The sequence below is a fragment of the Limnohabitans sp. genome (assembly GCF_044361645.1).
GTDB lineage: Bacteria > Pseudomonadota > Gammaproteobacteria > Burkholderiales > Burkholderiaceae_C > Limnohabitans_A.
The window spans coordinates 1-24122 of sequence record NZ_JBIKIL010000052.1 but is presented as its reverse complement, the minus strand read 5'-3'; the positions used below and the strand labels follow the sequence as shown (position 1 = coordinate 24122).

Below are 24122 nucleotides of genomic sequence, written 5' to 3'. Positions count from 1 at the left end.
GCGCCCAGCGCCATGCCCGACAAGGCGCAGACCACCAAAAAACCGGTGGTGTCGCCAGCGCCCAGCATGATCACGCTGACAAAAGCCAACACCGACAAAGCCATGCCCGTGGCCCACGTGCGCAGCAAGCCAATGCGGTCGATCACTTTGAGCCAAAGCGGAAACGACAAGGCCCCGGCGGCAAAATACAAACCCAAAAACAAAGGCTCCATGGCCTTGGGCGCTTGCAAGCGGTCTTGCACAAAAAACAGCACCAAGGTGGCGGGCACCGCACTGGCCATGCCGTTGAGCATGAAAACCAGCAACAGGCGGCGAAAGCCGGGGTGCTTCCAGGGCTGCCAAAGGCTGCTGGCCTCATGGCCAAGCGGCGCCTGCAAAGCCACGGCCACATCGCTGGTGGCGGTGCGCTGCCAGGTGAACAAGCCCAGCGCCAACATCAGCACCAACAAAGCGGTGGTCAGCTCCCAACCCCAAATGGCGGGCAAGGCAGACGCCAGCAGCACGCCCACCAAAGCAAAGCCCTCTCGCCACGCGACCCAACGGCTTTGCGCCATGCCGCCGCCGCCCTGGCGCGCCGCCCAAGCCTGGTGCAAGATGCCCAAGCCGCCGTATGCAATGTGGCTGATCGTCAAAGCGCCGCCCACCCACCACAGCAAACCCATGGGCGACAACGACTCGGCCGGTGGAAAAAACAGCGCCCCAAAACCCAAGGCCACCACCATGGCCATCAGCACAGCGGCAACCCACACCGACTGCCATGATTGGCGGTACAAGCGGTCTCCCCAGCGGCCAAACCAAGGATCGACCACCGCGTCAATGCCCCGGCTGAGCAAAAGCACCACACCCAATGCGGCCAGGCTCACGCCGTACTGCTGGGCATACATGTTGGGCAAATGCACATACACGGGCAGGGCCACAAAGGCCAGCGGCAGCCCCAACAAGCCGTAAGCGGCAGCGCTCTTGCGGGGCGCCGCGCTGTGCGGCATTGGGGCCAAATCGCTCACGGCTGCAAGCCTTTGAGCAACTGCGCACGCATCTTGGGCTGCGAGCTGCGTTCATCCAGCCAAATGCCAAAGAACAGGCGCGCAAAAGCCTCGTCTTTGACCAAGCCCACACGCTGGCCGTTGACCCAAAATTCGGCCCCCTCGCCGGGCAGGTTCACGCCCGTGATGCGCTCGCCCGTGTTCACATCGGGAAAGAGCTCGCGCATGGCCGCCAGCCAGGTTTGCGCTTGGGCATCGCTGAAACTGCCCACGCGGCGCATCTCGTCGATGGACCGACTGGCAATCGCTGCGCCTTCGAGCTTGCGCAAATACTGCAACTCCAGCGCAAAAGGAAATTGCGCCGACTGGGTGTGCCGAAAACCACGCGGCGTCCACAGCCGCGCGTCATACACCTCAAAGCCCCAAACCCGCAAACGCACAGGCGCTGTCGGCATCACGCCCGGCAAGGCCAGCACCTCAGGACGGCTGTAAGCGGCATTGGGGCTGGCCACACTGCTGCTTTGTGCCTGGGTCGTGCCGCAAAACACGCCCCAAAAAACCGCACACAGGCCTGCGCGCAGCCACATGTTGGCGCGCGGCATGGCGCTCGGTTGGGCGCGCCCATCGGCTAGCTGAAATGGGTTTGGGCGTGTGGGTGTTGTGTGCATGGGCATCAGCCTGGTTTGGCCAGTGTGAACTGGAACACGTCGATGCTGGCTTCATCGAACGCGGCTTCGCAATAGGCCAGGTAGAACGACCACAAACGGGTGAAGCGTTCGTCAAATTTCAGCGTCCGCACCGTGTCCAGTTGCGCCATGAAACGCTCTCGCCAGCGGCGCAAGGTCTCGGCGTAATCGGGGCCAAAATTCAGCTCGTCCACCACTTGCAAACCAGCGGCTTGCGCCTGTTTGCGAAACTCGCCGGGGCTGGGCAAACAGCCGCCCGGAAAAATGTACTGCTGGATGAAGTCGGTGGACTGCAAGTAGCGCTCGAAATAGCGGTCATCGATGGTGATGCTTTGAATGCAGGCGCGGCCACCGGGCTTGAGCATGCGGCTGATGGCCTGAAAATAGGTCGGCCAGTAGGCTTGGCCCACCGCCTCGATCATCTCGATCGAGCACACGGCATCAAACGGTCCATCGTGGATGTCGCGGTAGTCTTGCAAGCGCAAATCGGCGCGCTGCTGCACCCCATGCGTTTGCATGCGGGCCTGGGCAAAGGCCAGCTGCTCGGTGGACAAGGTCACGCCCGTGATATGCGCGCCAAATTCGGTGGTGGCCGCTTCGGCCAAAGCGCCCCAGCCGCAGCCAATCTCCAACACCCGATCGCCCGGCTGGGCGTTCACCATGCGCAAGGCGCGGTGCACTTTGGCTTTTTGCGCCTGGGCCATGTCTTGGCTGTGGTCGCCATCAAACCAAGCCGACGAATAGTTCATCGTGCCGTCCAGCCACAGCGCATAAAACGCATTGCCCAAGTCGTAGTGGGCATGGATGTTTTTGCGGCTGTTGCTGCGGTTGTTGCGCTTGAGCAGGTGCTTGATGCGGTAGGCCAGGCGCCCCAGCCAGTGGCCATAGATCGCGCTCTCGATGTGCTCGCGGTTGGCGATCGTCAGGCGCAACAAGGCGGCCAGATCAGGCGAGTCCCAATCGCCCGCCATGTAGCCCTCGGCAAAACCAATGTCACCCGACTTGAGCACCTCGGCGCACATCTCCCAGCGGTGGATGTGCAGCGCCGCAAACGGGGCCGCATGCGTGCCAAACACCTGGTGGTTGCCGTCTGGTGCGTGCACCGTGAGCGTGCCAATTTTCAAGCGGGTGAGCAGGCGCAGCAAACGGCTTGCCGCTTTGGGCAAGGCGGTCTGCGGAATTTGGGTGGCAGCGGCGCGCTCACCCAGGGCTTGGGCGTGGTCGGCGGTCTTCATCGTGGGCGGCATCCGTTAGGGTCCAGTGTTCATCGGGTCACAAATGTACGCGGGGGTTCGGGCTTGCGCCAAAACGGGACTTTTTTCAGCCACAGCAGCAAGGCATGCCCATGGATGCGCGCCACCACGGCCAAAGTCAACAGTGGAAAGCGCCACATGACTCGGCGCAAAGCGCCAGCGGTCGCGGGCTCTAGCACACCGCTCCAGCTGGTGTCGATCAAGGGGCCGTCGGCGTCGCCGTGGTCGACACGCGCCACAATGCGGTCTTGTCCATTGTGCGGCGTGCGCATGAAGCGAAAACGGTACTGGCCTTGCACATCGCAAAACGGTGAAACGTGGAACACCTTGTTGGCCAACAGGGTTTGACCGTAGTGCGGCGCGGGCAGCAGGTAGCAATGGCGCTCGCCGAAAGTGTTGTTCACCTCAGCCACGATGGCGGCCAGGCCGCCATCGGCTCGGTGCGCGTACCAAAAGCTCACGGGTTTGAAGGTGTGGCCCAGCACGCGCGGAAAGGCCTGCAGCCAGACCTCGCCGGTGGCGTCGTGGATGCCTTCTTTGTCCAGCAAGGCATCCAGCCAAGCCAGCGCGCCGCCTTGCTTGGCCGGGCGGCCATCGCCATGGTCGACGTCATGAAAGGCGAACCAGGCCCGGCGGTTGATGGCCAGCGCCAAGGCGGGGCTGTCTGGCTCACCCCGTATGGACTGCCGCGCTGCGCTCGCAGTGACGCTTTTGTGAGCGTGCGTCATGCCCTCGGCACCGGCATCACCCATGAAGCGTGCAGACCCAGCCGCCCCGTCAGCGCGAGCAAAGTGGGCAGACCCAGCCACCCCGTCATCGCGAGCGAAGTGGGCAGACCCCGCCGCCCCGTCATCGCGAGCGAAGTGGGCAGACCCCGCCGCCCCGTCAGCGCGAGCGAAGTGGGCAGACCCAGCCGCCCCGTCATCGCAAGCGAAGCGTGCAGGCCCCACCGAACCGTCATCGCGAGCGAGGCGTGCAGACCCAGCCACCCCGTCATCGCGAGCGAAGTGGGCAGGCCCCGCCGCCCCGTCATCGCGAGCGAAGCGTGCAGGCCCCGCCGCCCCGTCATCGCGAGCGAAGCGTGCAGACCCAGCCGCCCCGTCAGCGCGAGCGAAGTGGGCAGGCCCAGCCACACCGTCATCGCGAGCGAAGCGTGCAGACCCCGCCGCCCCGTCATCGCGAGCGAAGCGTGGCGATCCATCTGCCGATGCCCGCAAACTGCGCATGGGCAGCATCAAAAACGCCGTAGGGTAGGCAAAGGCGTGGTGCGCCGGGCGGTGGCGGGTGTGCCGCACCTGGCCCCAGCCGATGAGTGCCACGCTGGCAGAGGTGGCGCTCATGCGGCCAAGGGCTCCAGGACAGGGCTGACCTGTTCGTGGATCAGCTTGAGCAGGGCTTGGCCCACCTGCAGGCCCGACTTCAGACCGTCTTCGTGGAAGCCGTAGCCCGTCCACGCCCCGGCGTACCAAGTGCGCTGCGCGCCTTGCAGCGAAGGCAGGCGTTTTTGCGCCTCGATGGCGGCCAGGTCAAACACCGGGTGCGCGTAGTCGTATTCACCAACGATGCTGGCCGGGTCGATGGCCGTCAGCGGGTTGAGGGAAACCACCACGGGCTGGGCAAAGGGGATGCGCTGCAAACGGTTGAGCAAATAGTGCAGGCACACGCGAGACGATTCGCGCTCAGTGCTGGCGGCGCGTTCGTAGTTCCACGCGGCCCAGGTTTTGGGGTGGGCGGGCAGCACGCGGGCATCGGTGTGCAGCACAGCGCGGTTGTCTTGGTAGCGGATCGCGCTCAGCAGGCTGCTTTCCAGCGCACTGGGCGTGCGCAACATGGCCAGTGCTTGGTTTGTGTGGGTGGCAATGACGACTTGGTCAAAGCGCTCGGCATGGCCGTCGGTGACGATGCGAACGCCCTGCGCGTCACGCTCGATCAAGCGCACGGGGGTGTTCAAGCGCTTGTCGGGCACGTCGGCCAATATTTTCTCGACATAGTGGCGGGCACCGCCCAACACACTGAACCACTGCGGGCGCTTGGTCACCTGGGTCAGGCCGTGGTTGTGGCAAAACCGGATCATGGTGGCCACGGGGAATTGCAGCATCTGGTCGGTGGGGCAACTCCAGATGCAGCCCAACATGGGCAAAAAATACCAATCGCGAAAGGGCTCGCTGAACTTGTGCGTGCGCAAAAAGTCTGCAAGTGGCTGCTGCAACGCTTGTTCACGTTGCTCTTGGGCGATGCGGGTGCACAAGGCGTTGAAGCGCATCACATCGGCCAGCATGCGCCAAAAGCGCGGGTTGACCAGGTTGCCGCGCTGCGCGAACACGCTGTTCAAATCGGTGCCGCTCCACTCCAGCGCTTTGCCGTTCAGCGCGCCCGGCACCTTGACCGAAAACGACATGTCGGACGGCACGGTCTCGACGTTCAATTCGGCAAACAGCTTGATCAGGTTCGGGTAGGTGCGCTCGTTGAAAACCAAAAAGCCGGTGTCCACGCCGTGCGTGACCAGGCCCTGCGGGGTGGGCAAGCTCACGTCCACCGTGTGGGTGTGGCCGCCAAAGTAGTCGCCCGCCTCAAACACCGTGATGTCGGCCTGGTCTTTCAAGCTGTGCGCCACGGCCAAGCCGGATATGCCCGAACCCACAATGGCCAGCTTCATGCGGGGCTTCATCATGAAACTCACGGCTGGGCTTTCAGGGCTTTGTCGATGGCGGCGACCAGGGTTTTGCTGTCGGGCCCGACCATGCTGTGGTACTGGTCAATCACTTTGCCATCGCGGCCGATCAGGTATTTATGGAAATTCCAACGCGGTTTTTGCCCGGTTTGTGCGGTGAGCTGTTTGAACAAGGGGGCTGCGCCCTCGCCCGTGACCTGGGTTTTGGTGAACATCGGGAACTTCACGCCGAAGGTGCTCTCGCAAAAAGCCGCGATGTCCTTGTTGCTGCCTTTTTCTTGCGAAAAGTCATTAGAGGGGAAACCCAGCACCACCAAACCCTTGTCTTTGTATTGGGTGTTGAGCGTCTCCAGACCTTTGTACTGCGAGGTGAAACCGCAAAAGCTGGCGGTGTTCACCACCAAGACCACTTTGCCCGCGTACTGGCACAGGGACTGCGGCTTTTCGTCTTGAAGGCGCTCAAAGGTGTGGTTCAGCAGGGCTGGGCACTGGGCCTGGTTGGGCGTGGCCACTGCTTGCGCGGCATGGGCCATTTCCAGTCCGAGTCCCATGACAGCGGCCATCAGCGTCGCTGTGCAGATGCCGACCCAAGAACTGACCCGAGAGTGGTTTGATTGCACTTGAAAATCCATTTTGTGACCGCTCAGTTTAAACTCGAAAGGCTGGATTGTCACGCCCGCCCCTTTTCATTGGAGATGGCCATGCCCAAAACCTCGGGTTTCAAAGGAAACAAACAACATTTGCCAGAAAAGCCCTGCACTGTCTGTGGCCGGGCCATGAGTTGGCGCAAAAGCTGGGCCAAAAACTGGGACCAGGTGCTGTACTGCAGCGAACGCTGCCGAGGTGACAAAAACAAAGTCAAAACCGCTGCCTAAAGTGCGCTTGGCTTGATTTTCACCGATTCTGCACCCCACACCCACACCCACACCCTCGCCCTCGCCCACACCCGCTCCATCACCCCCAGCCTCACGCCAAGCCTGCAAGCACCTTCACCCCAGCCGCAAGCGCAACCCACCGCGCCAGCATCCCGCCTGCACCCCGCCGACACCGGCACGAAAGACAGCACATGACACGCCACCTGATTTTGGTGCTGGGCGACCAGCTCGGCTGGGACAACCCCGCACTGGCCGACTTTGACCCGGCCCAAGACCGGCTCTTGATGATAGAGGCCGACAGCGAAGCGGACGAGGTCTGGAACCACCAAGCCCGCATCGCGATCTTTTTGTCGGGCATGCGGCACTTTGCCAATGAGGCGCACCGCCGCCTGTGGCCTTGTACTTATATGAGGGTGGACGACGCCGAGCTGCCCTCGGACTTCGCCGGTCGCTTGGCCCACGCCTTGCAAGCGCTCAAGCCCAAGGCCTTGGTGGTGATGGAGGCCGGGGCTTGGCGCATGGAACGGCTGATCGAAGACGCTGCTGAGCAAGCTCAGGTGCTGCTGCGCTGGGTGAACGACACCCACTTTTTGTGCAGCCGGGCTGAATTTGCCAAGTGGGCAGGCGATAAAAAAGAGCTGCGCATGGAATTCTTTTACCGCGAGATGCGCAAACGCCACGGCATTTTGATGGAAGGCAAAGAGCCCATTGGCGGGCAATGGAACTTTGACGCTGAGAACCGCAAAGGCTTTGGCGCCAAAGGCCCGGGCCCCGTGCCCCCGCCTGCGCGTTTTGCCCCCGACCCCATCACACAAGACGTGATCGCCATGGTGCAAACCCGCTTTGCCCGGCATCCCGGCACGCTGGCCAACTTTGCCTGGCCCGTCACCCGCGAAGACGCCTTGGTAGCGCTGCAGCACTTCATCGACCAGCGCCTGGAAAACTTTGGCGCTTGGCAAGACGCGATGTGGACCACGCTGCCCTTTGGCTGGCACGCGCTGGTGGGCAGCAGCCTGAACCTGCACTTGCTCAAGCCGCGCGAGGTGATCGTGGCCGCCGAGCAGGCCTACCACGCACGCGGCCTGCCGCTGGCCAGTGTGGAGGGCTTCATCCGCCAAGTGCTGGGCTGGCGCGAGTTCATCCGAGGCGTGTACTGGCTGGACATGCCGCAGATGGCCGAGGCCAACCACTACGGCCACACGCGCGATCTGCCCCAGTGGTACTGGACCGGCAAGACCCAGATGGCCTGCATGCAAGCGACCATTGGCCAAAGCCTGGCGCACGGCTACGCGCACCACATCCAGCGCCTCATGGTCACCGGTCAGTTTGCGGTGCTGGCGGGCTTGTCACCTCAGCAAGTCAGCGCCTGGTACCGCGCCATGTACGTCGACGCGGTGGAATGGGTGGAAACCCCCAACACCTTAGGCATGGCCTTGCACGCCAACGGCGGGCGCTTCACCAGCAAACCCTATGTGGCCAGCGGCCAGTACATCAGCCGCATGAGCAACTACTGCAAAGGCTGCCGCTACCAGCCCGAAGTGCGCACAGGCCCCAACGCCTGCCCCATGACCACGCTGTACTGGGACTTTTTGATCCGGCACGAACAAGACTTTGCAGGCAACCCGCGCACCGCGCTGATGGTCAAGCACGTGGGCAAGATGAGCGCAGACGACAAGGCGCAGATCGGGGCGCAAGCCGAGGCTGTGCGGGTGGGCTTGGACGAAGTCTAAAAATTCAGCATCATTTGCGCCGACTGATTTGCTGGAGCACATGCTGCTTGAAGGCCAGCGCCAGCGGTGACAGCTTTTTACCGGCTGGGTAGACGATGTGCCAAGCCGAGGGCAGGGGAAAGCCCTGCACGTCGATCACGCTGACACCGTTTTCCTTTTGGTGCCCGTGCAAAGCGTGGCGCGAGACCACGCCCACACCCAAGCCGCCCGCCACCGATTCCTTGATGGCCTCGTTGCTGCCCAGCTCCAAGCGCACATCGGGGCGGAACTTCGACTGGCGGAAAAACTGGTCCCCCGCCATGCGCGTGCCCGAGCCTTTTTCGCGAAAAATAAAGCGCCGCGCAGCCAACTCCTGCAAAGGCACGGCACTGCGTTTGGCCAAGGGGTCGGTGGTGGGTGCGATCACCACAATCGGGTTGGGCATGAAAGCCTCGTCGCCCAAGTCCATGTCTTTGGGCGGCATGGACATGATGTACAGGTCATCGAGGTTGCCCTGCAGGCGTTGCACCACGCCATCGCGGTTCAAGATTTCCAGTGACACATCGATGGCCGGGTGGCGCTTGCAAAAGCTGCCGATCAGGTGCGGCATGAAGTACTTGGCAGTGCTGACCACCGCCACGCGCAGCTTGCCGCGCGACAAGCCTTTGGCCGCGTCCACGTTTTGTTCAAACGCATCCCAGCTCTGCGCCACGGCGCGGGCGGTCTGCGCCAACTCTTGGCCCACCTCGGTCAGGTAAAGCTTTTTGCCTACCAGCTCGTACAGCGGCAAGCCCACGGCCACAGCCATGTCTTTGAGTTGCATCGAGGCCGTGGGCTGGGTGACGTGCATCACTTTGGCCGCTGCGCTGACGCTGCCGGTTTCGGCCAGGGCGAGAAAAAGGCGCAATTGTCGGAAGCTGACGTTCATAGACTTTTATCTATAGTTGAGGGCACAAGAATCGATTTTACAAGTGCGTTGTCCGTTCCTATGATCGGCGCAAGGAATCCATGCATGCACAATCTGATCGACCCAGCCATTCTCTTTTTCATCTTTGGCGTGCTGGCAGGCAGCGTCAAATCCAACCTCGAAATCCCGCCTGCCATCTCCCGTTTTTTGTCGCTTTACCTGCTGATGGCTTTGGGCCTCAAAGGCGGCTTTGCGCTGTCGCAATCGGGCCTGACGGCCAGTGTGGGCATCAGCCTGGCCGCAGCCGTGTTGCTGGCCATCGTCATCCCACTCATGGGTTACGCCGTGCTGCGGCGCTTTGTGTCTGGCTTTGACGCGGCCGCAGTGGCCGCCACGTATGGCTCGGTCAGCGCGGTGACCTTTGTCACCGCCGTGCAAACCCTGGAAAACCAAGGCGTGCCTTATGGCGGCCACATGGCAGCGGCCATGGCTTTGATGGAGTCGCCCGCCATCATTTTGGCGGTGGTGTTGGCCAATTCATTGCGACAAAAACAGGCCTCGGGCGTGCTGGCACAAGCGGGTGGCGCAGCTGCATTGGGCGGGCCTGCCGCGCCTGCCGGTGCGTCGGTGGGCAAGATCCTGCACGAGTCCTTCACCGATGGCGCGCAGTTGCTGCTGCTGGGCGCCATGGTGATCGGCCTGATCACCGGCGAAGCGGGCCAAGCGGCGATGGCCCCCTTCTCGGTGGACCTTTTCAAGGGCATGCTCGCATTCTTTTTGCTCGACATGGGCTTGATGGCCGCGCGCAACCTGCCGCAGGTCAAAGGCCAGTCGCCTGTGCTGATCGCCTATGCCGTGCTCGGCCCCATCGTGCATGCGGCACTGGCCTTGGGGCTGGCCGTCGTCTTGAAACTGAGCGCAGGCGATGGGGCCTTGCTCATGGTGTTGGCCGCCAGCGCCTCTTACATTGCCGTGCCTGCCGTGCTGCGCACCGCCTTGCCCGAAGCCAAGCCTGCGCTGTATTTCGGCCTGAGTCTGGGCTTGACTTTCCCCTTGAACATCGTGCTGGGCATTCCGGTGTATTTGGCGGTGGCGCAAGCGGTGCTGACATGAGCAAAGCACCACCCCTTTTTTATCAAGGTCGCCAAGTTGCCATCCTGACGCAACATGGCAAGCAAGAGCTGGTGCGCGGACCACTGGAGGCCGCACTGGGCTGCCAGCTGGTGCACACCGATGGCTATGACACCGACCAGTTGGGCACCTTCACGCGTGAGCTGACCCGCGCCGGCTCCCAGCTGGATGCGGCCAGAAAAAAGGCCAGCATTGGCATGGCACTGACCGACACATCTGTGGGCATGGCCAGCGAAGGCTCGTTTGGACCCGACCCCTTTGGGGCCTTCATGCCCTGGAACACCGAGGTCGTGTTGTGGGTCGATCGCTTGTCAGGGATTGAAGTGAACGGCTTTGCCCACGGCCTCGCTCAAAGCCTGCACAGTATGGTCAAAACCCCGCAAGAGCTCGAATCCTTTGCCAAAGAGGCCGGATTCCCTGAACACCGCCTGGTGCTGCGACCCGAACACCCCGAGCACCCCGACATGGTCAAAGGAATCCATGATCACACGTTGCTGCTCAAGGCCTTTCACCTGGCCCAAGCCAAGTCTGGCAATGGCGTGGTGTTTGCTGAAAACGATCTGCGGGCTTTTTGCAATCCGACACGCCAAAAATTGATCCTCAAAGCGACCGAAGAGCTCATTCAAAAGTTGCTTTCGGCCTGCCCTAGGTGTGACTCGCCGGGCTACTGGCTCAGCCAGCAGATTCCGGGTTTGCCTTGCCGTGCCTGTGGCAGTTTGACCCGATTACCTCAGGCAGAAATATGGGGCTGCAAAAAATGCAGCCACCAAGAGCAACGTGCTGTGAATGCCCAAGCTTGGGCTGATCCGGCCCGTTGTGATTTTTGCAACCCTTGAACCTCAATCCGGCAGACCAAGGGGGTGACCACGCGCATCAAAGTGAACGCATCAACCCGCCATCGATGCGCAAGCTCTGGCCGGTGATGTAGGCCGCGCCCTCTGAGGCCAAAAAGGCGATGGTCGCGGCCACTTCTTCGCTGGTGCCGTAGCGCTGCATGGGCACGCTTTGGCGGCGCTGTTCCTGGGCGGGCAGGCTGTCTATCCAGCCAGGCAGCACATTGTTCATGCGCACCTGGTGCAGCGCGTACTCGTCGGCAAACAGCTTGGTGAATGCCGCCAGACCGGCGCGCGCCACCGCCGAGGTCGGGAACATCGCACTGGGCTCGGCCACCCAAGCGGTGGAGATGTTGACGATGGACCCTGATTTTTGCTGAACCATGATGGGTGCCACCAGACGCACCGCGCGCACCACGTTCAAGAAATACATGTCGAGCCCCAAATGCCACTGCGCATCGGTCAACTCCAGCACCGGGCCTTTGGGGCCATGGCCCGCACTGTTGACCAGCACATCGATGCGGCCCCAGCGCGCCATGGTTTGATCGACCAGCTCTTGCAGGTCTTGGCTCGATTGGTTGGAGCCGGTCAGCCCCAAGCCGCCCAACTCGCGGCCCAGCGCCTCGCCCTTGCCGGACGAGGACATGACCGCCACCTGAAAGCCATCTTGCGCCAGCTTGCGGGCCGCAGCCGCGCCCATGCCGCTGCCACCACCCACCACCATCGCCACTTTGTTGCTCATGCTTTGCTCCTGGTTTGTGTCAGTTTTCTGAACATGCGGCCCGACCACTGCCCCAAATCATCGAGGTAAGTGAACACCACCGGGATCACCAACAAGCTGAGCACGGTGCTGGTGAGCAGGCCGCCGATCACGGCAATCGCCATGGGTGAGCGAAAGCTCGCGTCGGCTGCGCCCCAGCCCACGGCAATGGGCAGCATGCCTGCGCCCATGGCAATCGTGGTCATGACAATCGGCCGGGCGCGCTTGTGGCAAGCGTCTTGCAGCGCGTCCCAGCGGTTCATGCCGGGCACAGCAGGGCGATCGCCCTCGGCAGGTTTGCCGCGCCGCGCTTCAATCGCGTACTCCACCAGCAAGATGGAGTTTTTGGTGGCGATGCCCATGAGCATGATCAGGCCAATCAGCGAGGGCATGGAGAAACTCTTGTCTGCGATCAACAGGCCCACAAATGCGCCGCCCAGCGACAGTGGCAGCGCCGCCAAAATCGTGATCGGGTGCAAAAAGCCTTTGAACAAGAGCACCAACACGATGTAAATGCACAGCACACCGATCATCATGGCCAGGCCAAAACTGGCAAACAGCTCGCCCATGACTTCGGCGTCGCCCACCTCAACGATCTTCACGCCCGGCGGCAGGCTTTGCAGCGCGGGCAGTTGTTGCACCGCTTGCGTCACGTCGCCCAGCGGCATGCCCGACAGCTCGATCTCGAAGTTGATGTTGCGCTGGCGGTCGTAGCGGTCGATCACCGCCGGGCCGCCCGCCACCTCAATGCTGGCCACTTGGCCCAGCATGACCGGGCCGCGGCTGCCCGGCACCATCAGGCGAGACAGCGCATCCAGGTCTTGCCGCGACGCGTCGCCCAGCTTGACGACGATGGGCACTTGCCGCTCTGACAGGTTGAGTTTGGGCAGGGCCGCGTCGTAATCGCCCAAGGTGGCCACACGCAGGGTGTCGCTGATGGCGGCACTGGTCACGCCCAAATCGGCGGCTTTGGCAAAGTCGGGGCGCACCGCGATCTCGGGGCGCACCAAGCTGGCGGTGGACGCGATCGAGCCCAGGCCGGCAATGGTGCGCAGGTCGCGCTCCACGGCCATGGCGGCGGTTTGCAGGGCTTGCGGGTCTTCGCCGGTGAGCACCAGCACGTATTTCTCGCCCGAGCCGCCCAAGCCCACCTTGCTGCGCACACCGGGCAGTTGCTGCAAGGCGGTGCGGATGTCGTTTTCAATGGCTTGCTTGCGCGGCCGCGTGCCGCGCTCGGTCAGCTGGATGGTGAGGGTGGCTTTGCGCACCTCGGCCGCGCCACTGCCGGCAAATGGGTCAGAGCCCGCGCTGCCCCCGCCGATGGTGGTGTAGACGCTGGTCACCTCGGGCACCGTCATGAGCAGCGTGCGGGCGTGCTCGGCGCTGGCCTGGGTTTGCGCCAAAGTCGAACCGGGGGGCAACTCCACATACACCTGGGTTTGCGAGTTGTCGTCCGGCGGAATAAAGCCCTTGGGCAGCAAAGGCACCAGCATGATGGAGCCGATGAAAAACAAGGTGGCCAGCACCATGGTGAGCAGGCGGTGGCGCATGCACCAAGTGGCCCAGACCATGTAGCGCTTAAGCCAGCCCGGCTCTTTGGCGGCGGTGACGATGGGCTTCAAGATGTAGGCCGCCATCATGGGCGTGAGCACGCGGGCCACCACCAAGGAGGCAAACACCGCGAGCGACGCGGTCCAGCCAAACTGCTTGAAAAACTTGCCCGGGATGCCGCTCATGAAAGCGGTGGGCAAAAACACCGCGATCAAGGTGAAGGTGGTGGCGATCACCGCCAGGCCAATCTCGTCGGCCGCTTCCATGGCCGCTTGGTAAGGCGACTTGCCCATGCGCAAATGGCGCACGATGTTTTCCACCTCGACAATCGCGTCGTCCACCAGCACACCAATCACCAAAGACAGCGCCAGCAAGGTCACCACGTTGATGGAAAAGCCCAAGTAAGCCATGCCAATGAAGGCCGGAATGACCGACAGCGGCAGCGCCACCGCCGAGACAAAAGTGGCGCGCCAGTCGCGTAAAAACAGCCACACCACCAGCACCGCCAAAATCGCGCCCTCGTACAGCAGCACCAAAGAGCCGTTGTACTCCTCCTCCACCGGGGTGACAAAGTCAAAGGCTTCGGTGATCTCGATGTCCGGGTTTTGCAGGCGGTAGTCGGCCAAGGCTTGGCGCACCAAACGGCCCACCGCCACCTCGCTCTCGCCTTTGCTGCGCACCACCTCAAAGCCCACCACGGGCGCACCGTTCAAGGTGGCCGCCGAGCGCGCGTCGGCCAGGGTGTCGCTCACCGTGGCCACTTGGTCCAGCCGAACACTGGCACCCCGCGTGGTGGCCAACTCGATCTGTCCCACTTCTTGCGCCGTTTTCACGGTGGCCAGGGTGCGCACAGGCTGTTCGCCCGCACCCAAGTCCATGCGCCCGCCCGAGCCCTCTTGCTGCACTTGTTTGAGCTGGCGCGAGACCTCGGCCGCCGTGATGCCCAGCGCTTGCAAGCGGTTCACATCCAGGGCCACACGCACCTCACGCGTCACGCCGCCCACGCGGTTCACGGCACCCACACCGCGCAGCGACAAGAGCTTGCGGGTGATCTCTTTGTCCACCAGCCAGGACAAGGCTTCGTCGTCCATGCGCGCCGAGCGCACGGTGTAGGCCAACACGGGGGTGCCCGCCAAGTTGAGCTTTTGCACCACCGGGTCGCGCAGGTCACCCGGCAAGTCGGCGCGCACACCCTGGATGGCCGAGCGCACATCGTCCACGGCCTCCTGGCTGGGCTTTTCCATGCGGAACTCGGCGGTGATCGACACCACACCGTCTTGCACCTTGGTGGTGATGTGTTTCAAGCCCTGCAGCGGAGCCAGCGCGTTTTCGAGCTTGCGGGCCACATCGGTTTCGAGCTGCGTGGGCGCCACACCGGGCAGGCTCGCAGTCACAGAGATGGTGGGCACATCCAGATCGGGAAAGTTCTGCACCTTCATCGACCCGAAGGCGATGAAGCCTGCCACCGTCAGCAGCACAAACAGCATGACGGCAGGAATGGGGTTGCGGATGGACCACGACGACACGTTGAGCATGGCGTCCCTTTTATTGGGTGGCGGATGCGGGTGCAGCAGCAGGGGGGGCTGCGGGCGCGTCCACCACGCGCACCGTGTCGCCATGGTTCAAGAATGCGCCCCCACTGGCGACCACCCGGGCATCGGCTTTCAGGCCACTCAAAACCTCCACGCGCTCACCACTTTGACGCCCGGTTTGCACTTTGAGTTGGCTGACTTTTTGGTCTGCCCCCACGCTGTACACATAACTGAAGCCATCGCGCACCACCACCGCCGTTTGCGGCACGGTGAGCGCGGGGCTTTGGCCCAAGCCGATCTCGCCTTGCGCGAACATGCCCGCGCGGGCGCTGCCTGTGGCAGCTGGCAGGTCAACGTACACCAAGGCATTGCGGGTTTGCGCGTCCACCGAGGGCGCCACCATGCGCACCTTGCCTTGCAAAACCTGACCGCTGGCCGCCAACACGTTCACCGGCGCGCCCACCTGGATGCGGCCAATTTCGGCGGCTGTGACTTCGGCACGCCACTCGATGCGGCCTTGGCGAATCAAGCGAAACAACTCGCTGCCCGCGCCCACCACACTGCCCACCGTGGCCTGACGCGCCGAGATGATGCCTGCATCGGGCGCGCGCACCTGGGCTTGCGCCAGGCGCACGTTTTGCAATTGCACCATGGCGCGGGCCGACTGCACACGCGCCAAGGCGGAGGCTTCGGTGGCCAGGGCTTGGCTCAGTTGCGCGTTGCTGAAAAAGCCTTGCTGCTGCAGGCTGCGCGCCCGCTCGGCTTGGGCCTTGGCCTCTTGGCCACTGGCGGTGGCCTCGGCCAAAGCGGCTTCGGCCTGCGCCATCTCGGCGCGCAAGCCGTCGGCTTGCATCACCGCCAGCACGTCACCGCGCCGCACCCGGTCGCCCACATTCACCCGCACTTCGGTGATCTTCAGGCCCTGGGCCTCGGCCCCGATGATGGCCTCTTGCCACGCCGCCAAATTGCCATTGGCGTTGATTTTTTGCTCCAGGCTGCCGCTTTGCGGCGAGACCACCGTCACGGTCAAGCTGGGCTTGGGGGCGAGGCTTGCGGGTGCGGGGCTTTGCGCCCCAAGCAGCGGTGGCAAAACCAGCCCACACAGCAGGCCAAGGGTGAGGAAAGACTTGTTCATGGGGTTTGCTCAGAAAATGGATTGGGACTAGTTTAAGGTGCGCATTTAAGCCCAGCCTGGCAGGGCTCAAGCCCGCGGACGCTCTATCAGGCCTGCACCCGCGCTCAGCCCATCACGCTGCGCCACAGCGTCAAGACCGCATCCCGCTCAGCGGCCAAGTCGGCCACGGGCACATCGGTCGGCTCTTCGTTCAAACGGGCGCGGTGCTGCACCCGGCGCATCTCGCGGTAGGCGTTGGCGGCGGCCTCGCCCACGCCGGGCGGCAGCAGTCCCGCCTTTTCGGCGCGTTGCAGCAAAGCGATGTTGCCCACGTTGTCGGCCAATTCGGGGTGGGCGACGGTGTGCAGCAGCACCAGGTACTGCACCGCGAACTCGGCGTCCACCATGGCACCGGGGCTGTGCTTCACGTCAAAGCGCTCGGCTTTGACAAGGTGGGCTTGCCGCACACGCTCGCGCATGGCCACAATTTCTGCCTTCAGACTGGCCCCATCTCTGGCCGCACCAATGACGGCGTGGCGCACCCGGTCAAAACGCGTCTGCAAACTGGGCAGGCCCATGACAAAACGGGCGCGCGTCATGGCCTGGTGTTCCCAGGTCCAGGCGGTGTTGCTGCCGCGTTGCTGCTGGTAGTCGGCAAAGGCCTCAAAGCGGGTCACGAGCAGGCCAGCGTTGCCGTTGGGCCTGAGCGCGGTGTCGATTTCGTACAAATCGCCCTCGGCGGTTTTCACCGTCATCCAGTTGATCAACTTGCGCACGTAGCTGGCGTAAATCTCCTGCGCACGCTCGTCCTCGTCGTCGTACACAAACACAATGTCCAAGTCGCTGCCGTAGCCCAGCTCTTTGCCGCCCAGTTTGCCGTAGCCCATGATGGCAATCGCGGGCGTTTCGCGGTGACGGGTCTTGAGCCGGTCCCAGCACCAGCGGGCGGTGACGCGCAGCACGGCATCGGCCAACGCGCTCAGGTCGTCGGCCACTTGCTCCACACTGAGCACCCCCTCCACATCGCGCGCCAAAGTGCGAAATTGCTCGGCGTGGTGGGCCCGGCGCAGCAAATTGAGCAGGCTTTCCTCGTCGTCTTCGCCGGTGCGCTGCAGCGCCACCCAGCGCGCTTGCAATTCGGCCTCGAACTCGGCCGCATCGAAGCGGCTTTGGAACAGGTTGCCACCGGCCAACTCGTCGATCACGCCGGGGTGCTGCAACAGGTAACGGGCGGGCCACTTGGCCGCGCCCAACAGGCGCAGCAAACGCTCGTGCACCGAGGGGCGCTCGAGCATCAGGGCCAAATAACTCTCGCGGCGCAGCAAGGGCTCAATCCAGTCGGCCATGCGCAGCACCGCCTCTTGACTCACGCGCCCGGCGTCCAGCCACTGCGCGGTGCGCTGCAGCAGGCGCATCAGGCGGCCACGCGCATCGTCGCGCAAAGCTTGCACGCGGGGGTTGTCGGCCCACAGCGCCAAGCGCGTGCGCACGGGGCCGCTGAACTCGGTCAACACCGCATCCAGCTCGGCATGTTCGCGGACATTTTTACCCCCTTTGCCGTTGCAGGTTTGGCAATCCCGGTCGCCGCCGAGCAGGGTGTCGAACTCTTGCGCCACCACTTCGCGGTGCGCGTCCAAGTCGGCCAAAAAGGCCCCGGTGTGGGGGTAATTCAGGGTGTGCGCGATCCAGGCCAAGTCGTCGTCGCGGGTGGGCAGCACATGGGTTTGCTGGTCGTCCAGGTACTGGATGCGGTGCTCCACCTGGCGCAAAAACACGTAGGCCGCGCTCAAGGCGTCAGCCGTGGCCTGCGGCATGAGGCCGGCTTTGGCCACGCGTTGCAAAGCGTCCAAAGTAGGGCGGGTGCGCAGTTCTGGGAACTGGCCACCGCGCACCACCTGCAACAGCTGCACGGTGAACTCGATCTCGCGGATGCCGCCGCGCGAGAGCTTCACGTCGTTGGCGCGTTCGGGGTGACCGGCGCTGCGTTTGGACGCGTGGTCACGGATTTGCTGGTGCAGCGTGCGCAGCGACTCGAACACGTTGTAGTCGAGGTAGCGGCGAAACACAAAGGGCAAGACCACGCTGCGCAAAGCCTGCGGCGAACCGTTGAGCAAGGCACTGCGGGGCGCGACCACGCGGCTTTTCATCCAGGCAAAGCGCTCCCACTCGCGGCCTTGCACCAACAAATACTCTTCGAGCGCACCCAGGGAGACCACGCTGGGGCCCGAGTTGCCATTGGGGCGCAGCGCCAAGTCAACACGGAACACAAAACCGTGTTCGGTGGTCTCGCCGATCAGGGCGTACATGCGTTTGACGGCGCGGGTGAAGTACTCTTGGCACGACACCTTGTTGCGGCCTTCGCTGTTGCCCAGGGTCTCGCCGTCTTCGTCGTAGACATAGATCAGGTCGATGTCGCTTGACACGTTCAACTCGCGGGCACCGAGCTTGCCCATGCCGATGATCCACATCTCGGCGCGTAGGCCGCCGGCCGTGGTGGGCGCGCCATGCAAATCGTCCAAGTCCAGCACGACTTGTTGCCAGGCGATGTCCAGCGTGACTTCGGCCAGCCAGGTCATGCCATGGGTGACCGCCGCCAAACTGGCATGGCCAGTGCAGTCGAGTTCGGCCAAGCGTTCCAGCGCAAGTTGGCGCAAAACCCGCAAAGCAGCGCCCACATCAAGCCCTGTGGCGCGCAAGCCCAAATAGGCCAAGTTGAGCTTGTCGCGGGTGGGTGGGCCGGGCGGCAAGCCGGGCAGCATCTGTGCGTAGCGGCGGTGCAGGCGCTGCACGAAGCGGGAATACAGGTGCAAGCCGGAAGGTGCGCTCAGCGTCACGGGCATGGCCGGCGTTGTGGGCAATGCGCCATCCTGGTGGCCAAGCACGGCGTCCAGCGTTGACGGCTGGGCGACGGCGGGCAGGACGCGGTCGTCCGGTAACTGGCTGCGGGTCATGATGGCAGATGACTTTCTGATTCATTCGTTGGTGTCGTCTTGACCCACAAGGTCGCCCACCACAACAGCTTGACAGCCCCACACGGGGGCGCGCGCTTCGCTTGGACGTGGGGGCCTGCGCTGCTGGGCCCGGTGCTCTTCTCGACCTTTGGCAATCGGGTGCAATTGTGCCGCGAATCGCCAAATCTTGCCCTTGCCCATCAAGCGCTGTCCGGCCATTTACAAGGGCTCCTGCATTCTTTTGTCGCTCTTTTGCCGCTCTTTGGCCCATGCCCAGCGGGCGCGCTGTGGGCGCGCTGTGGGCCTTGGCCACGGGCTGCGCCGCTTGCACAAAGCAAGCGGGGCTGCCTTGCTTTGGCAGCGCGAACCGACAGTTCTAGGACAATGCGCGCATGAACCCCCATGCGCTGCAGCGCCTGCCCCTGAGCTTGAAGACGCGTGCCACCCATGCCTGGCGCACTTTGAAAGACGGCTTGCCGGGGGGGCAAGGTCGCCGCGCTTTGTGGCTTGCCCTGATTGCATTGGTGCTGGCCATGCTGCTCACCTTGGTCTGGCTGGCGGGCCGCTACGAAGCGGGCCAACTGCAAGCCGAGCTGGAGCGCGACAGCGCCGATGCGGTGAGCGATTTGCGCACCCAATTGACGCAGCATGTGCAGGCCTTGCAGGGCCTGCAAGCGGGCCTTCCGAATGAAGGTTTTTGGTCTGTTCAGGCCCAAAATCTGTTGCGCGAAAACCGGGATTTGTTGCGCATTGAGTGGCGCGATAAGGCCCTGAACTTGACCCATTTTGTCGACTCACCCCTGCGCAGCCCGGTGTTTGAACGTGCCTCTCGGCCGCAAAATCTCAACGAAGCGCTGCAAGCTTGTGCCAGAGCCCAACGCAGCAACGGGGTGGCTTATTCGGGCTCTTACTTTTTGCCGCAAGCCGATGGCTTGGGTTTTGAGGTCATGGAGATGTGCTTGCCCACGACCCAAGCTGGCGTGCTGGTGGGTTTCACGCTGGTCACCTACAGTTTGCAGGAGCTGCTGCAGGTGCGTCTGGGCAACAGCTTTGGTCGGCGCAATGAGTTGTCGTTCACCGAAGCCGATGGCACGCGTTTGGCCATCGCCGGCAGCCAGCGCAGAGGCCTTCGGGTATTCACCGCGCAGCAACTGTTGGACTTGCCGGGCAAGACCTTGGTCTTGCGCATGGATGGTCGGCGCAGCGAGCCCGCTCTTTTTCCCAATGTGTTGACCGCACTGGTCAGCGCCATGTCCATGGCGCTGGTGGTGGTGATGTTTTTGCTGGCCAAAGACGCGCGGCGTCGGCTGAAAGCCGAGAACGATTTGGCCGAAGCGCTGGCTTTTCGCAAGGCCATGGAAGATTCGCTGGTCACCGGTCTGCGCGCACGCGATTTGGAGGGGCGCATCACGTATGTGAACCCGGCTTTTTGCCAAATGGTGGGCCTTCATGCCGAGCAGCTGACCGGTCAAAACGCGCCCATGCCGTATTGGCCGCCCGAGATGGTGGACGAATACCAACAACGCCAAGCGGTCCGTTTGGCGGGCAATGGGCCCCCGCGCGAGGGGTTTGAGTCGGTCTTCATGCGCCAAGACGGCACACACTTTCCGGTGCTGATCATCGAGGCCCCCCTGATCAGTGTGCATGGGCAACAAACCGGCTGGATGGGCGCTGTGATCGACATCAGCGAACAACGCCGCACCGAGGAGCTTTCGCGGGCCAGCCAAGAGCGGCTGCAAGCCACCGCCCGCCTGGCCACGGTGGGCGAAATGGCGTCTTTGCTCAGCCACGAACTGAACCAACCCCTGGCCGCCATCGCCAGCTATGCCATTGGCTCACTCAATTTGCTCAAGGACGCGGTGACGCCTGCGCAAACGCTGGACGATGTGCAAATGGCGCTGCGCCGCATTGCCGAGCAGGCGGGCCGTGCCGGCCGCGTGATCAACAGCGTGCATGACTTTGTGCGCCGCCGCAACCAAGCGCGCGAAGCTGTCACGCCCCAGGCTTTGCTCGACGCCATTGCCCCTTTGGTCAACCTGCAAGCACGCAAGCTGCAAGTCAAGGTGCACACCCGCATAGAGCCCAAATTGCCCACCGTGATGTGCGACCGCACCATGGTCGAGCAGGTGTTGCTCAACTTGGCGCGCAACGGCATGCAAGCCATGGACCAGCCAGGCAGCAGCGAACGGGTTCTGGTGCTTCAGGCGCGGCGCAGCATCGCCCAGGGCGCAGCCGATGCGGTGGAGTTTTCGGTCACCGATGTGGGCTGCGGCATTGCACAGGACGTGGCCGCACAGCTGTTCACGCCTTTCTTCACCACCAAGGCCGAAGGCATGGGTTTGGGCTTGAGCCTTTGCCGCACTGTGCTCGAACAGCATGGCAGCCACTTGGCCTATGAAGCGCTGACGCCCAAAGGGACCGTTTTTCGCTTCACCTTGAGCGCCTCGGTTTTAGATAAGATCGCCGCATGAGTTTCACCGAAGCGCCCATTGTTTTCATCGTCGATGACGACGCCAGCGTGCGCGAAGGCATGGCTTGGTTGCTGCGCACCAGGCGTTTGCTCAGCGCTTCTTTTGACAGCGCCGAGTCGTTCTTGCTGATGCTGCAAAAGGAGATGGATGGCGCGCCCAGCGCCAGCCTGTCTCGCCCTCGCCAAGCCGCCTGCATCTTGCTCGATGTGCGCATGCCAGGCATGAGCGGGCTGGCTTTGTTTGAGCAGTTGCTGAACAACGGTTTGGCGCAAGCTTGGCCAGTGATTTTTTTGACAGGCCATGCCGATGTGCCCACCGCGGTTGACAGCGTCAAGCGCGGGGCCTTTGACTTTTGTGAAAAGCCCTTTTCAGACAACGCCTTGGTTGACCGCGTGGAACAGGCGCTGGCCTTGTCACAAGAACGCTTAAACCAACGGCAAAACCAGTTGCGCCTGCAGTCTCGTCTGCTTGAGCTGACCGAGCGCGAGCACGACGTGATGCAGCTGGTGGTGCAAGGCCTGCCCAACAAACTGATCGCGGACCAATTGGACATCAGTGTGCGCACCGTCGAGGTGCACCGCGCCCGGGTGTTCGACAAGATGGACGTCAAATCGGCCGTCGAATTGGTCAAACTGATGCGGGCGCACGCATGAACCAGCCACGGCTGCAAGCCCCCCCATTGACCCCAGCCCGCCCCCAAGCACACCAGCGCCACTGGCTTGGGGGCGGAGCGACGCTGTGCCTGGCGTTGTGGCTGGCAGGCTGCGCCTCACCCCCCGCCAGTCCCAGCCAACCCAGCCAACCCAGCCAAGGCGCCGAGGTGCCTTACAACAGCCTTCGCAACGACGTGGCCTTGGTGGCCTTGTCTTTGCTGGACGCCCCTTATGCCTGGGGCGGGCGCGGCCCAGCCACCGGCTTTGATTGCTCGGGGCTCGTAGCCCATGTTTTTCGCGAAGGCGGCGGCATCCAGCTCAAAGGCACGTCGGCCGAGTTGGGGCGGCAATCACGCCCCATCGCGCGCCATTTGCTGTTGCCCGGTGATTTGGTGTTTTTCAACACTTTGGGCAGACGCCATTCCCATGTGGGGGTGTATGTGGGCGATGGCCGCTTTGTTCACGCCAGCAACCCACGCACCGGGGTGCGCATCGATGTGTTGAGCAACCGCTACTACGCGCAACGCTTTGAGGGTGCGCACCGCTTGCTGGACTGAGGCGCAAGCGTCAACCGATTTTGTCTTCAGGGGCCGCGTCTTGGGTGGGCGGCTTGGTGACAGCGGTTTTGCTGGGGTCCGATGCGGCGCCTGGGGCTTGCGGCAATTCACCTTTGTGGCGACCGGAAAACATGGTCCACCAGACAATGCCGACGAGAATCACCAAGGCCAACAAAGCTTCCAACAAAATCAGACCCATGCAAAAACCCCGTTTCTTGATCCGATGCCCGCAGCGGGTCGGCTTCTTTTGGATGGCCGCGATTGTAGGCATGCTCAGCGCTTGTGCCCTTGCCCCTGTGATGCAAAGCCCGTCGACACCCAGTGCATCGGTGCCCGCCGACCGCGTGCCCAGCGATGCCCACGCTTTGCCGCCAGTCATTGTGCAGGCACAAAGCCGCTGGGTGCCGGTGCGCTGGTCAGAGCTGCCGGGCATGGACACCGATGCGGTCAACGAGGCCTGGCCGGCCTGGCTGCAAAGCTGCACGCGGCCCGGGCCCGACTGGGCCGCCCTGTGCCCCGAAATCGCGCAACTGGCCCATGCCAACGCTGAAACACAACGCCGATGGATGCGCAGCAAACTGCAGGCCTACCGGGTGGAGCCACTTGACACCACGACACAGGGCTTGCTGACGGGTTATTACGAGCCCACCTTGACGGGCTCGCGCCACGCTCAAGGGGCTTTTCAAGTGCCTTTGTACGCGCCCCCGGCGCAACTGAACCAGCGCAAGCCCTGGTTCAGCCGACAAGAAATGGCCACCTTGCCCGCCGCCCGTGCTGCGTTACGGGGCAAAGAGCTGCTGTACTTGGCCGATCCGGTGGACGCGATGGTGCTGCACATCCAAGGCTCAGGTCTGGTCAACGTGACCGAGCCCGATGGTCGCCAACGTTGGGTGCGCATGGCCTATGCCACCACCAATGGCCAACCCTACAAAAGCATTGGCCGCTGGCTGCTGGACCGCAAACTCATCACCGACGCGAGCTGGCCCGGCATCAAAGCCTGGATCGACCGCAACCCATCGCGGGTCAATGAACTACTGTGGCAAAACCCGCGCGTGGTGTTCTTCCGCGAAGAGGCCTTGCCCGTGGGCACCACCCCACCCGGCCCCAAAGGCGCGCAAGGTGTGCCGCTCACGGCCGAGCGCTCGATCGCGGTGGACCGCCGCAGCATCCCCTACGGCACCCCGGTGTGGATGAAGTCGACCGGGCCGCAAACGTCTTTTGACCGCTTGGTGTTGGCCCAAGACACCGGCACCGCCATCGTGGGCGCGGTGCGGGCCGACTATTACGCAGGCTCCGGCCTGGCCGCTGGCGAATTGGCGGGGCGCCTCAAGCAGCCCTTGCAACTGTGGGCCCTGTGGCCACGCTGAGTTGCTGCCCAAGCCAATGCATCCTATTTCCGGCAGTTGACGTTGCATAAACCGGCCGCAAGCTAGACTGGTAGCCAGTTTCAACGGATTTACAGAGGTCACCAAATGGGTGAAGCCA

The 24122-nt window shown here is 63.1% G+C and carries 22 protein-coding genes and 1 pseudogene; 9 read left to right on the top strand and 14 right to left on the bottom strand.

Annotated features, from left to right (window positions below; translation table 11 throughout):
* From ACIQ39_RS09855 to ACIQ39_RS09820, 8 genes and pseudogenes are all read right to left on the bottom strand, one after another.
* Window positions 1–1004 (bottom strand): MFS transporter (locus ACIQ39_RS09855; RefSeq protein ID WP_396434432.1); only part of this gene is annotated, 1004 nt, incomplete at its 3' end.
* The gene (locus tag ACIQ39_RS09850; protein WP_396434431.1) at window positions 1001–1651 is read right to left on the bottom strand and encodes a chalcone isomerase family protein; all 651 of its coding nucleotides are present in this window, start codon (window positions 1649–1651) and stop codon (window positions 1001–1003) included. The genes ACIQ39_RS09850 and ACIQ39_RS09855, both read right to left, overlap by 4 nt.
* Window positions 1652–1656: 5 nt before the next feature.
* On the bottom strand, window positions 1657–2904 hold the full coding sequence (locus tag ACIQ39_RS09845) for a class I SAM-dependent methyltransferase (RefSeq protein ID WP_396434430.1): 1248 nt from the start codon (window positions 2902–2904) through the stop codon (window positions 1657–1659).
* Between the two features lie 29 nt (window positions 2905–2933).
* Complete coding sequence (locus ACIQ39_RS09840; protein ID WP_396434435.1) at window positions 2934–3650, bottom strand: DUF1365 domain-containing protein; 717 nt, start codon at window positions 3648–3650, stop codon at window positions 2934–2936.
* Window positions 3647–4123 carry a hypothetical protein gene (locus tag ACIQ39_RS09835; protein WP_396434436.1) on the bottom strand — a complete coding sequence of 159 codons (477 nt, stop codon included), beginning with the start codon at window positions 4121–4123 and terminating at the stop codon, window positions 3647–3649. The genes ACIQ39_RS09840 and ACIQ39_RS09835 overlap by 4 nt, the downstream gene beginning before the upstream one ends.
* A gap of 4 nt (window positions 4124–4127) precedes the next feature.
* Window positions 4128–4262 (bottom strand): annotated as a pseudogene (locus tag ACIQ39_RS09830) (DUF1365 family protein); the annotation flags it as partial.
* Window positions 4259–5578, bottom strand: coding sequence for an NAD(P)/FAD-dependent oxidoreductase (locus ACIQ39_RS09825; protein ID WP_396434429.1), 1320 nt, complete (start codon window positions 5576–5578; stop codon window positions 4259–4261). The gene ACIQ39_RS09825 and the pseudogene ACIQ39_RS09830, both read right to left, overlap by 4 nt.
* A 20-nt stretch (window positions 5579–5598) precedes the next feature.
* Window positions 5599–6144: a glutathione peroxidase gene (locus ACIQ39_RS09820; RefSeq protein ID WP_396434428.1), complete on the bottom strand. Its 546-nt coding sequence runs from the start codon at window positions 6142–6144 to the stop codon at window positions 5599–5601.
* A gap of 144 nt (window positions 6145–6288) precedes the next feature.
* Here ACIQ39_RS09820 and ACIQ39_RS09815 point away from each other — a divergent pair, with 144 nt between their 5' ends.
* Genes ACIQ39_RS09815 through ACIQ39_RS09805 form a run of 3 tightly spaced genes read left to right on the top strand, consistent with a single transcriptional unit; the run spans window position 6289 to window position 8198 of the window.
* On the top strand, window positions 6289–6468 hold the full coding sequence (locus ACIQ39_RS09815) for a DUF2256 domain-containing protein (protein ID WP_396434434.1): 180 nt from the start codon (window positions 6289–6291) through the stop codon (window positions 6466–6468).
* 12 nt (window positions 6469–6480) lie between these two features.
* Window positions 6481–6663: a hypothetical protein gene (locus tag ACIQ39_RS09810; RefSeq protein WP_396434427.1), complete on the top strand. Its 183-nt coding sequence runs from the start codon at window positions 6481–6483 to the stop codon at window positions 6661–6663.
* The gene (locus ACIQ39_RS09805) at window positions 6660–8198 is read left to right on the top strand and encodes a cryptochrome/photolyase family protein (RefSeq protein WP_396434426.1); all 1539 of its coding nucleotides are present in this window, start codon (window positions 6660–6662) and stop codon (window positions 8196–8198) included. The genes ACIQ39_RS09810 and ACIQ39_RS09805 overlap by 4 nt, the downstream gene beginning before the upstream one ends.
* Window positions 8199–8208: 10 nt before the next feature.
* Here ACIQ39_RS09805 and ACIQ39_RS09800 read toward each other — a convergent pair whose 3' ends face one another.
* Entirely contained in the window at window positions 8209–9105 is an 897-nt protein-coding gene (locus ACIQ39_RS09800; protein ID WP_396434425.1) for a LysR family transcriptional regulator, read from the bottom strand.
* A gap of 84 nt (window positions 9106–9189) precedes the next feature.
* Here ACIQ39_RS09800 and ACIQ39_RS09795 point away from each other — a divergent pair, with 84 nt between their 5' ends.
* Together ACIQ39_RS09795 and ACIQ39_RS09790 are read left to right on the top strand one after the other, a co-directional pair.
* Window positions 9190–10197: a sodium-dependent bicarbonate transport family permease gene (locus tag ACIQ39_RS09795; RefSeq protein ID WP_396434424.1), complete on the top strand. Its 1008-nt coding sequence runs from the start codon at window positions 9190–9192 to the stop codon at window positions 10195–10197.
* A complete protein-coding gene (locus ACIQ39_RS09790; protein WP_396434423.1) occupies window positions 10194–11051 on the top strand; it encodes a DUF6671 family protein in 858 nt (285 codons plus the stop codon). Before ACIQ39_RS09795 ends, ACIQ39_RS09790 begins: the two co-directional genes overlap by 4 nt.
* 37 nt (window positions 11052–11088) lie before the next feature.
* On the opposite strand, the gene ACIQ39_RS09785 is transcribed toward ACIQ39_RS09790, so the two are convergent.
* From ACIQ39_RS09785 to glnE, 4 genes are all read right to left on the bottom strand, one after another.
* Window positions 11089–11790 (bottom strand): SDR family oxidoreductase, encoded by a 702-nt coding sequence (locus ACIQ39_RS09785; protein ID WP_396434422.1) that lies wholly within the window; start codon window positions 11788–11790, stop codon window positions 11089–11091.
* Complete coding sequence (locus ACIQ39_RS09780) at window positions 11787–14894, bottom strand: efflux RND transporter permease subunit (protein ID WP_396434421.1); 3108 nt, start codon at window positions 14892–14894, stop codon at window positions 11787–11789. The genes ACIQ39_RS09785 and ACIQ39_RS09780 overlap by 4 nt, the downstream gene beginning before the upstream one ends.
* 10 nt (window positions 14895–14904) lie before the next feature.
* Complete coding sequence (locus ACIQ39_RS09775) at window positions 14905–16026, bottom strand: efflux RND transporter periplasmic adaptor subunit (RefSeq protein WP_396434420.1); 1122 nt, start codon at window positions 16024–16026, stop codon at window positions 14905–14907.
* 104 nt (window positions 16027–16130) lie between these two features.
* Window positions 16131–18845, bottom strand: a complete 2715-nt coding sequence (gene glnE, locus ACIQ39_RS09770) for a bifunctional [glutamate--ammonia ligase]-adenylyl-L-tyrosine phosphorylase/[glutamate--ammonia-ligase] adenylyltransferase (RefSeq protein WP_396434433.1) — start codon at window positions 18843–18845, stop codon at window positions 16131–16133.
* A 503-nt stretch (window positions 18846–19348) separates the two neighbouring features.
* On the opposite strand from glnE, the gene ACIQ39_RS09765 reads away from it, so the two are divergent.
* Genes ACIQ39_RS09765 through ACIQ39_RS09755 form a run of 3 tightly spaced genes read left to right on the top strand, consistent with a single transcriptional unit; the run spans window position 19349 to window position 22637 of the window.
* Window positions 19349–21427: a nitrogen regulation protein NR(II) gene (locus tag ACIQ39_RS09765; RefSeq protein ID WP_396434419.1), complete on the top strand. Its 2079-nt coding sequence runs from the start codon at window positions 19349–19351 to the stop codon at window positions 21425–21427.
* Complete coding sequence (locus ACIQ39_RS09760; protein ID WP_396434418.1) at window positions 21424–22080, top strand: response regulator transcription factor; 657 nt, start codon at window positions 21424–21426, stop codon at window positions 22078–22080. The genes ACIQ39_RS09765 and ACIQ39_RS09760 overlap by 4 nt, the downstream gene beginning before the upstream one ends.
* Window positions 22077–22637 carry a C40 family peptidase gene (locus tag ACIQ39_RS09755; protein ID WP_396434417.1) on the top strand — a complete coding sequence of 187 codons (561 nt, stop codon included), beginning with the start codon at window positions 22077–22079 and terminating at the stop codon, window positions 22635–22637. The genes ACIQ39_RS09760 and ACIQ39_RS09755 overlap by 4 nt, the downstream gene beginning before the upstream one ends.
* Before the next feature lie 10 nt (window positions 22638–22647).
* On the opposite strand, the gene ACIQ39_RS09750 is transcribed toward ACIQ39_RS09755, so the two are convergent.
* A complete protein-coding gene (locus ACIQ39_RS09750) occupies window positions 22648–22836 on the bottom strand; it encodes a hypothetical protein (protein WP_396434416.1) in 189 nt (62 codons plus the stop codon).
* Here ACIQ39_RS09750 and ACIQ39_RS09745 point away from each other — a divergent pair.
* Entirely contained in the window at window positions 22769–24004 is a 1236-nt protein-coding gene (locus ACIQ39_RS09745) for a murein transglycosylase A (protein ID WP_396434415.1), read from the top strand. The two genes, ACIQ39_RS09750 and ACIQ39_RS09745, sit on opposite strands and share 68 nt — an antisense overlap.
* Window positions 24005–24122 lie beyond the last annotated feature (118 nt).

Bases quoted from the DNA above. Each gene is read 5' to 3' on its own strand.
- ACIQ39_RS09850 (WP_396434431.1), bottom strand. From the start codon at position 1,651: ATGCACACAACACCCACACGCCCAAACCCATTTCAGCTAGCCGATGGG.
- ACIQ39_RS09845 (WP_396434430.1), bottom strand. From the start codon at position 2,904: ATGAAGACCGCCGACCACGCCCAAGCCCTGGGTGAGCGCGCCGCTGCC.
- ACIQ39_RS09840 (WP_396434435.1), bottom strand. From the start codon at position 3,650: ATGACGCACGCTCACAAAAGCGTCACTGCGAGCGCAGCGCGGCAGTCC.
- ACIQ39_RS09835 (WP_396434436.1), bottom strand. From the start codon at position 4,123: ATGGATCGCCACGCTTCGCTCGCGATGACGGGGCGGCGGGGTCTGCAC.
- ACIQ39_RS09825 (WP_396434429.1), bottom strand. From the start codon at position 5,578: ATGAAGCTGGCCATTGTGGGTTCGGGCATATCCGGCTTGGCCGTGGCG.
- ACIQ39_RS09820 (WP_396434428.1), bottom strand. From the start codon at position 6,144: ATGGGACTCGGACTGGAAATGGCCCATGCCGCGCAAGCAGTGGCCACG.
- ACIQ39_RS09815 (WP_396434434.1), top strand. From the start codon at position 6,289: ATGGCCATGCCCAAAACCTCGGGTTTCAAAGGAAACAAACAACATTTG.
- ACIQ39_RS09805 (WP_396434426.1), top strand. From the start codon at position 6,660: ATGACACGCCACCTGATTTTGGTGCTGGGCGACCAGCTCGGCTGGGAC.
- ACIQ39_RS09800 (WP_396434425.1), bottom strand. From the start codon at position 9,105: ATGAACGTCAGCTTCCGACAATTGCGCCTTTTTCTCGCCCTGGCCGAA.
- ACIQ39_RS09795 (WP_396434424.1), top strand. From the start codon at position 9,190: ATGCACAATCTGATCGACCCAGCCATTCTCTTTTTCATCTTTGGCGTG.
- ACIQ39_RS09790 (WP_396434423.1), top strand. From the start codon at position 10,194: ATGAGCAAAGCACCACCCCTTTTTTATCAAGGTCGCCAAGTTGCCATC.
- ACIQ39_RS09785 (WP_396434422.1), bottom strand. From the start codon at position 11,790: ATGAGCAACAAAGTGGCGATGGTGGTGGGTGGTGGCAGCGGCATGGGC.
- ACIQ39_RS09780 (WP_396434421.1), bottom strand. From the start codon at position 14,894: ATGCTCAACGTGTCGTCGTGGTCCATCCGCAACCCCATTCCTGCCGTC.
- ACIQ39_RS09775 (WP_396434420.1), bottom strand. From the start codon at position 16,026: ATGAACAAGTCTTTCCTCACCCTTGGCCTGCTGTGTGGGCTGGTTTTG.
- glnE (WP_396434433.1), bottom strand. From the start codon at position 18,845: ATGCCCGTGACGCTGAGCGCACCTTCCGGCTTGCACCTGTATTCCCGC.
- ACIQ39_RS09765 (WP_396434419.1), top strand. From the start codon at position 19,349: ATGAACCCCCATGCGCTGCAGCGCCTGCCCCTGAGCTTGAAGACGCGT.
- ACIQ39_RS09760 (WP_396434418.1), top strand. From the start codon at position 21,424: ATGAGTTTCACCGAAGCGCCCATTGTTTTCATCGTCGATGACGACGCC.
- ACIQ39_RS09755 (WP_396434417.1), top strand. From the start codon at position 22,077: ATGAACCAGCCACGGCTGCAAGCCCCCCCATTGACCCCAGCCCGCCCC.
- ACIQ39_RS09745 (WP_396434415.1), top strand. From the start codon at position 22,769: ATGGTCCACCAGACAATGCCGACGAGAATCACCAAGGCCAACAAAGCT.
- ACIQ39_RS09750 (WP_396434416.1), bottom strand. From the start codon at position 22,836: ATGGGTCTGATTTTGTTGGAAGCTTTGTTGGCCTTGGTGATTCTCGTC.